Source organism: Amycolatopsis sp. NPDC054798, from assembly GCF_053611505.1.
Genome location: NZ_JBSHAM010000099.1, coordinates 19566 through 27162, shown reverse-complemented (window position 1 = coordinate 27162; position 7597 = coordinate 19566). Strand labels below are relative to the sequence as shown.

Sequence of the window (7597 nt, the reverse complement as noted above, 5' to 3'; positions counted from 1 at the left end):
CGCCCCAATGTGGCATTGGGTGCATGCGACGCACCCAATGTGGCGTTCGGTGCGTCGGACGCACCCAATGCCACATTGGGGTTTTCTCAGTAGTGGTTGTGGTGTTCGTGGTGGGTGAGGGCTGCTTGGGCGATGCGGCCGATGCGTGTGGGGCAGAGGGTGACGTGTCGGAGTGCTCGCCAGCGGGTTTTGAGGAGGGCGGCGGCGCTCGGCGTGCAGGACACGCGCGACGAACAGGGCAAGCTCGCGCGCCACGTCGAGTGTGGCACCGTAGGCAATCACGTGGGGCCTCTGGAGTTTCAGGATTCGATCTTCGCAAATCAAGTCCTACCAGTGGCCCCACGCCTCACCCCCCCCGGCGACGCACCCCGCCCCGCACTGCCAAGAAAACCCCATCGGGGCGCGCTTAACCCAGCCGGGCCCGGTGAGTCCGCACTGCGGCAAGCCGTGGATCGGAAGCGGGAAGGGCGGCGGACAACGCGTCCAGAATCTCCAGATCATCGGCCCCGCAAGAGGTTTCCCAGAACGCCCACAACGTATCCGCGTCCCCGCTGTTCAACGCCAGCTGCCGGACCTGCGCGCTGATCGACTCGCGTTCCTCAAGAATCGCAGGCGACTCCGACTCGGCGAGCAGCGGACCGCGGAACGACCGAACCGCTGCCGCGGCGTCCCCGGCGCGCAGTGCGGCTTTGGTGCGCAGGAAATCCGCGTCCACTGTGGCCGCGAGCCGGTACGGGCGCGTCTGTAAAACCCCAGTGCCGAGCTGAGTGCGCAACCGGTGGATCTCCGCGCGCACGGTCACCGGATTGCCCGCCTCCCCATACAACTGCAACGCCAGTTTCTCCGCCGACAACCCGCGCGGCTGCAGCGCGAGCAGGGTCAGCAATTCGGCGTGCCGCAAGGTGAACGGAACGTCTCGACCGTCCACAGTGGTCGATCCGGGACCGTCGGTGAGGTATTCGAGGGACAGCCTCCGCCGGGGCGCGGAGCCGGAGGTGGCGATGCGCAGCAGGTAGCCCTCGTCGAGCGGGTCGACGGTGGCGATCCGTCCGTCCGGCAGCGTCACCGTGCCACCGCCTTTCCGTACCTCCACAGTGGACGGAAGGGTGCACGATTCGGCGGCCAGCACCCGTCCGCCCGCGGAAAGGAGCGCGCCGGGGCGGCCTCGCAACGACGCCAAGTGCGGCATGTTCGCCCGCCGCACCTTCTCGTCCCGGAGCGCCAGCTGCGCCCGCAGCCGTCCCTCAGCAAGCTGCGCCGTGGCCGTGACCAGCGACAACATCGCCGGATGCACGGTGCGGAGCGGGCCGCTGACGTCGATCGAGCCGAGCAATGCGCCGGTGTCCGGGTCGCGTACGGGGGCCGCCGCGCAGGTCCACGTGTGGTAGCGGCGCACGAGGTGTTCGGCGGAGTAGATCTGCACCGGTTTCCCTGTCGCGAGCGTGGTGCCCATCGCGTTCGTGCCGATCGCCTCTTCGCTCCACCGCGTGCCCTCGGTGAGCGCGACCCGGTCCGCGCGCAGCAGCACGCCGGTCGCGCCCTCGCGCCACAGGATGAGCCCGTTCGCGTCGGTCACGATCATCATGTGCTCGGCGTCGTCGGCGATGCTCACCAGCATCTCGCGCAACAGCGGCAGCACCGGGGCCAGCGGATGCTCCGCGCGCAGGTCGGTGAGTTCGTCCGCCTCGCAGACCAGCGGGGCCTCGCCGGCGTCGGGGTCGACGCGCGCGGCCAGCGAGCGTTCCCACGACGCCGACACCACCGAGCGCGGGGAGCGCGGCGCGGTGGCCCCGGACAGCACCGCTTCGCGGACGTGCCGGAGCAGTCGCGCGTACGACTCCGGATCGCGCAACAGGTCGGGTTCGGGCGGCTCTGCCACGTGGACGAGAGTAGAGACCCTGGTCACAAGGCTGCAACGTTGGCGCAACGTTGCCCGGCCTACGGTCGCCGCCGACCGTCACCGACCAGCAACGAGGCAGGGCAAGATGGCCGTATACGCCGCACCGAACACCGACGGCGCCGTCGTCGACTACGAGACTCGCTACGACCACTACATCGGCGGCGAATACGTCGCGCCGGCGGGCGGGCAGTACTTCGAGAACCCGACGCCGGTGACCGGGAAGACCTTCACCGAGATCGCCCGCGGCACGGCGGCCGACGTCGACCGGGCGCTCGACGCGGCCGAGGGCGCCGCGCCCGCGTGGGGCCGCACCTCGGCCGAGGAGCGCGCGAACATCCTGCTCAAGATCGCCGACCGGATGGAACAGAACCTCGAGAGGATCGCGGTCGCCGAGGCCTGGGAGAACGGCAAGCCGGTCCGCGAAACCCTCGCCGCCGACATCCCGCTCGCGATCGACCACTTCCGCTACTTCGCCGGAGCCCTGCGCGCCCAGGAGGGCGGCATCTCGCAGATCGACGACAACACCGTCGCCTACCATTTCCACGAGCCGCTGGGGGTCGTCGCCCAGATCATCCCGTGGAACTTCCCGCTGCTGATGGCGGTATGGAAGCTCGCCCCGGCGCTGGCCGCGGGCAACGCGATCGTGCTGAAGCCCGCCGAGCAGACCCCGGCGTCGATCCACCTGCTGCTGTCGATCATCGGCGACCTGATCCCGCCGGGCGTGCTGAACGTCGTCAACGGGTTCGGCGTCGAGGCGGGCAAACCGCTCGCGTCGAGCAATCGCGTCCGCAAGGTCGCGTTTACCGGCGAGACGACGACCGGGCGGCTGATCCTGCAGTACGCCAGCGAAAACATCATCCCGGTGACCGTCGAGCTCGGCGGCAAGAGCCCGAACATCTTCTTCGACGACGTCGCCGCGGCCAACGACGCGTTCTACGACAAGGCGCAGGAGGGCTTCGCGCTTTTCGCGCTGAACCAGGGCGAAGTCTGCACCTGCCCGTCGCGCGCGCTGATCCAGTCCGGCATCTACGACCGGTTCCTCGGCGACGCGGTCGAGCGCGTGAAGAAGATCAAACAGGGCAACCCGCTCGACACCGAAACGATGATCGGCGCGCAGGCCTCGAACGACCAGCTCGAGAAAATCCTGTCCTATCTCGACATCGGCAGGCAGGAGGGCGCGAAGGTGCTCACCGGCGGGGAGCGTTCCGACCTCGGCGGCGACCTGTCCGGCGGCTACTACGTGCAGCCGACGGTGTTCGAGGGCGACAACAAGATGCGCATCTTCCAGGAGGAGATCTTCGGCCCGGTGGTGTCCGTGGCGAAGTTCGACGACTACGACGACGCGCTCAAGATCGCCAACGACACCCTGTACGGCCTCGGCGCCGGCGTCTGGTCGCGCGACGGGAACACCGCCTACCGCGCTGGCCGCGACATCCAGGCCGGCCGGGTGTGGGTGAACAACTACCACGCCTATCCGGCGCACGCGGCGTTCGGCGGTTACAAGGCGTCCGGCATCGGCCGCGAGACGCACAAGATGATGCTGGACCACTACCAGCAGACGAAGAACATGCTGGTCTCCTACTCCGACCAGGCGCTGGGCTTCTTCTGATGACCCAGCGGGTCGACCTGACACCGGCCGCCGCCGACCTGCTGCGGCGGCTGGTGCCGGTCCACGGGCCGGTGATGTTCCACCAGTCCGGCGGATGCTGCGACGGCAGCGCCCCGATGTGTTATCCCGCAGGGGAATTCCGCGTCGGTGCCCGCGACGTGCACCTGGGGGACCTGACGGTGGAAGGGATCGACCCGGTGCCGGTGTGGATGTCCGGGCCGCAGTTCGAGTACTGGCGGCATACGCATCTGACCATCGACGTGGTGCCCGGCCGGGGGAGCGGGTTTTCGCTCGAAGCGCCGGAAGGGGTGCGGTTCCTCATCCGGTCCCGGCTGTTCAGCGACGAGGAGTCGGCGGAGCTGAACGGATGACCTCGCCGCTCACCGGATCCCCCGGGTCCGGCGAGCGGCGAACAAGGCCGTCAGGCTGACCAAGGCGGTCGCCACCAGGTAATAGCCCGGGGAGATCGGCGATCCGGTCGTAGCCACCAGCGTGCTCGCGATGGCCGGGGTGAAACCGCCGAAGACACCGACCGCCGCGTTGTAGCTGAACGCCAGCCCGGTCGCGCGGGTCTGCGTCGGGAACACGCTGGCCATCATCGCGGGCAACGGTCCGAAGTAGACTGCCTTCAGCAGTCCCAGCACTGCCATCGCGACCGCCAGCACGGCGAACGAGCGCGCTGAAGTGACCCAGAGATACAGCGGCAGCACCGAAATCCCGATCAGCACCGCGGCTCCGGTCATCATGCGGATGCCGCCGTAGCGGTCCGAGAGCAAACCGGCCAGCGGCGGCACCAGGGTCAGCAACACCGAAGTGATCAGCAACGCGGCGAAGGACGCCGAGGCGTCAAGGCCGAGGTTCTTGATCGCGAACGCGGGCAGCGACTGCAGGATGAAGTTCAGCGACGTCGAAACGACCAGCGCACCGCCCGCGATCAACAGGCCGCCCCACTGTTCGCGGAACACCTCGCGCACCGCCGATTTCGGCCGGTCTTCCACCGGTCGCGGGGATTCGTCGACGTGGCGGCGCAGGTAGTAGCCGACCGGACCGACCAGGAGACCGAACACGAACGGGATCCGCCAGCCCCACGACGCCATCTCGGAGGCGGGCAGCAAGGCGGTCAGTCCGGCTGCGAACGCGGCCGACAGCAGGGTCGCCAACCCTTGGCTGGCGAACTGGAAACTGCCGAGGAAGCCCTTGCGCCGGTCGTCGCGCTCGATGAGAAACGACGTCGCCGCCCCGAATTCGCCGCCCGCGGCGAAGCCCTGCAGGAGCCGGGCGACGAGCACGCCGATCGGAGCGAACACGCCGATCGTGTCGTACCCCGGCAGGACGGCGAGCAGGAACGTGCCGATCACCATCAGCCGGATCGTCAGCACCAGCGCGCGTCGCCTGCCACGACGGTCGGCGTACGAGCCGAGAACCAGCGCGCCGAGCGGCCGGATCAGGAAGGTGATGCCGAAAACGGCGTAGGCTTCCACCAACTGGACGCCAGGGTCGTCGTGGGGGAAGAACGCCTTGCCGATGTAGCTGGCCATCAACGCGTAGACAGCGATGTCGAACCATTCCAGCGCGTTGCCGATGACCGCCGCGGCGACCGCCCGCCGCGTGCCGCTTCGGGTCGTGGTCGAAGAGGTGTTCTCAGCGCTCAGCATCGGACGTCCTTTCCGTTCTGGCCGAGGGCGTCGAACAGCGCCGTGGCGAGGACGAGCCCTTCCCGGGCGATCGGCGCGAGCAGATGTTCGTCCGGGGCGTGCTGCAGGCAGCCGGGGTAGGAGTGCGGCAGCCACAGCGTCGGCATGCCGAGAATGTCGGTGAAGACGTGGTTGGGCAGGCCTCCGCCGAAGCTGGGCAGCGTGACGGCCTCGGTGCCGGCGGCCTGGGAGAGAACGGTCCGCGCCCACTGCACCCAGGGGTTCTCAACCGGAGTGCGACTGGCCGGATAGCTCTCGGAAAGGCTCACGTCGACCATCGAAAAACCTTGTGCGGCAAGATGTTTCCGAATCGCCTCGGCCATGCCGTCGAGAGTGGTCCCAGTGACGTAACGCAGTTGCAGCACCGCGCGCGCCCGGCCGGGGATCGCGTTCACCGGCCGGTCCACGTCGGCCGCGCCGAACGCCAGTACCTCCAAGGTGTTCCAGCCGTAGAGCCGTTCGGCCGCGGTCAGTCCCGGTGCGCCCCAGCCCTCGTCCGGCACCGGGTCGCCGGGGGTGTTCGCGACGACGACCCCGGCGAGCGCTTCGCGCACGGTGTCCGGCAGTTCGTCCGGCAGCAGTTCGGGAAGTTGGATGCGGCCGTGCCCGTCGACCAGGCACGAGATCGCCCCGGCGAGCGTCGTCGCGGGGTTGCGCAGCAGCCCGCCCCAGTTGCCGGAATGGTAGGCGTCCGGCCGCAGATCCGCGTCGAGGGTGATCCGCACGCCGCCCCGCGCGCCAAGGAACAACGTCGGCGTAGCCGCGTCCAGCCGGGGACCGTCGGACGCGATCAGCACGTCGGCCGCCAGCAATTCCCGGTGCTGGGCAGCGAACTCGGCGAGCCCGGGGGAGCCGATCTCCTCCCCGGTTTCGAAGAGGAACTTCAGATTGAAGCCCAGCGCTCCCCGGTGGTCGAGCACCAGCCGCAACGCGGTGAGATTGACCAGGTGCTGGCCCTTGTTGTCCGCGGTGCCGCGGCCGTACCAGCGTTCGCCGTCGGCGGTCAGCGTCCACGGATCGCGGTCTTCGCTCCACCGTCCGGCCTGTCCGTCGACCACGTCGGCGTGCCCGTAGCACAGCAAGGTCGGCAGCTCGGGCGATTCCAGCCGGGTCGCCACGAGGAACGGGCCGCCGGCCGGATCGGGGTTCGGATACGTCTCGACCGCGCAGCCAAGCGCGGTCAACGTCGGCTTCAGCACCTCGGCCAGGTATGCCTTGACAGCAACACGTCCGTCCGGGCTGGTGCTCACCGTGGGATAACTGACGAGCCGGGCCAGCTCGGCGAAGAAAACTCCGGAGTCCACTTGGTACCGGGCTTTGGCGAGCAGTTCCGTCGATGTCACGGGGATTCCTCCCGGGAGTCAGGGCGGCTGTCGGCGCAGCGTAAGCCGCGGTACGGCGTCGTGACTATTGCCGTTTGGATCGGCTACCGTTCTCATTTCGGCAAACCGGAATCGAGGAGGGCTAGATGCGGCTCTTGCCGACGGGACTGGCCTACTTCCTGGAGGTCGCCCGCACGGGTTCGGTGACCGAGGCGGCGGCCGCGCTCACCGTCGCGCCCTCGGCGATCAGCAGGCAGATCGCGAAGCTCGAAACGTCGATCGGGGTGCCGCTGTTCGTCCGGCATCCGCGCGGCATGGTGCCGACCGAAGCCGGGAATCTGCTGCTCGACCACCTGCGCCGGACAGAAGCCGAGTCCGCGGCGCTGCTCGGCGAACTGCGCTCCGGACGCGACCGGAAGGCCAGGTCGTTCACCGTGGCGTGTACCGAAGGATTCGCGCGGCGGGTGGTGCCGCAGGCGATGGCGCGGTTTCGGGAGGACCATCCCGAGGTGACGTTCCGGCTCGACGTCGTCGGTCGCGAGGAGGCGACCCGCCGGGTGCTGGAAGGTTCTGCCGACGTCGCGGTGACGTACGCGACCGGGCTGCAGCGAGAGGTGCGGGTCGAGAGCGCGGTGGTCGTCCCGGTGTACGCGATCGTTCCGCTCGGACACCCGCTGGCCGGACGCGACAGCCTGAGCGTGGCCGAGCTGTGCGACTACCCGCTGGCGCTGCCTGTTCCTGGGCAAAGCCTGCGGGAATTGCTGGACATCGCCGTGCGGCTGGAGGATCGCACGGTCGACGCGGTTCTGGTGTGCGGAGAGCTGGCGCCGCAGTACGAGTTCGTGCGCCGGGGCGGCGGGATCGCGCTGGTCGGCGGACTTGGCGAACCACACGCCGACGCGGCCGCCGAGGGAGTCGCCTACGTGCTCGTGGACAACCCGGTCTTCGGGAAGCGGGAGGCGCAGGTGCAGACGATGGCCGGCCGCTCGTTGCCCCCGGCGCTGACCCGCTTCGTCGCGGTGCTGACGTCGCTGGTCCGGCCTCCTCGCACGCGGTGAGCCGCGTTGGCCGG

General features: G+C 69.1%; 6 protein-coding genes. 3 read left to right on the top strand and 3 right to left on the bottom strand.

The window, feature by feature from the left end:
* Window positions 1-406: 406 nt before the first annotated feature.
* The gene (locus tag ACWGIC_RS37710; RefSeq protein ID WP_452080726.1) at window positions 407-1879 is read right to left on the bottom strand and encodes a GAF domain-containing protein; all 1473 of its coding nucleotides are present in this window, start codon (window positions 1877-1879) and stop codon (window positions 407-409) included.
* Between the two features lie 106 nt (window positions 1880-1985).
* On the opposite strand from ACWGIC_RS37710, the gene adh reads away from it, so the two are divergent.
* Both adh and ACWGIC_RS37700 read left to right on the top strand, forming a co-directional pair.
* Window positions 1986-3509: an aldehyde dehydrogenase gene (gene adh, locus ACWGIC_RS37705; RefSeq protein ID WP_452080725.1), complete on the top strand. Its 1524-nt coding sequence runs from the start codon at window positions 1986-1988 to the stop codon at window positions 3507-3509.
* Entirely contained in the window at window positions 3509-3880 is a 372-nt protein-coding gene (locus ACWGIC_RS37700; protein ID WP_452080724.1) for a DUF779 domain-containing protein, read from the top strand. The genes adh and ACWGIC_RS37700 overlap by 1 nt, the downstream gene beginning before the upstream one ends.
* A 9-nt stretch (window positions 3881-3889) precedes the next feature.
* Here ACWGIC_RS37700 and ACWGIC_RS37695 read toward each other — a convergent pair whose 3' ends face one another.
* Both ACWGIC_RS37695 and ACWGIC_RS37690 read right to left on the bottom strand, forming a co-directional pair.
* Window positions 3890-5164 carry an MFS transporter gene (locus tag ACWGIC_RS37695; protein WP_452080723.1) on the bottom strand — a complete coding sequence of 425 codons (1275 nt, stop codon included), beginning with the start codon at window positions 5162-5164 and terminating at the stop codon, window positions 3890-3892.
* Window positions 5158-6546, bottom strand: a complete 1389-nt coding sequence (locus tag ACWGIC_RS37690; RefSeq protein ID WP_452080722.1) for a M20 family metallopeptidase — start codon at window positions 6544-6546, stop codon at window positions 5158-5160. Before ACWGIC_RS37690 ends, ACWGIC_RS37695 begins: the two co-directional genes overlap by 7 nt.
* Window positions 6547-6671: 125 nt before the next feature.
* On the opposite strand from ACWGIC_RS37690, the gene ACWGIC_RS37685 reads away from it, so the two are divergent.
* Entirely contained in the window at window positions 6672-7583 is a 912-nt protein-coding gene (locus tag ACWGIC_RS37685; protein WP_452080721.1) for a LysR family transcriptional regulator, read from the top strand.
* Window positions 7584-7597: the final 14 nt, after the last annotated feature.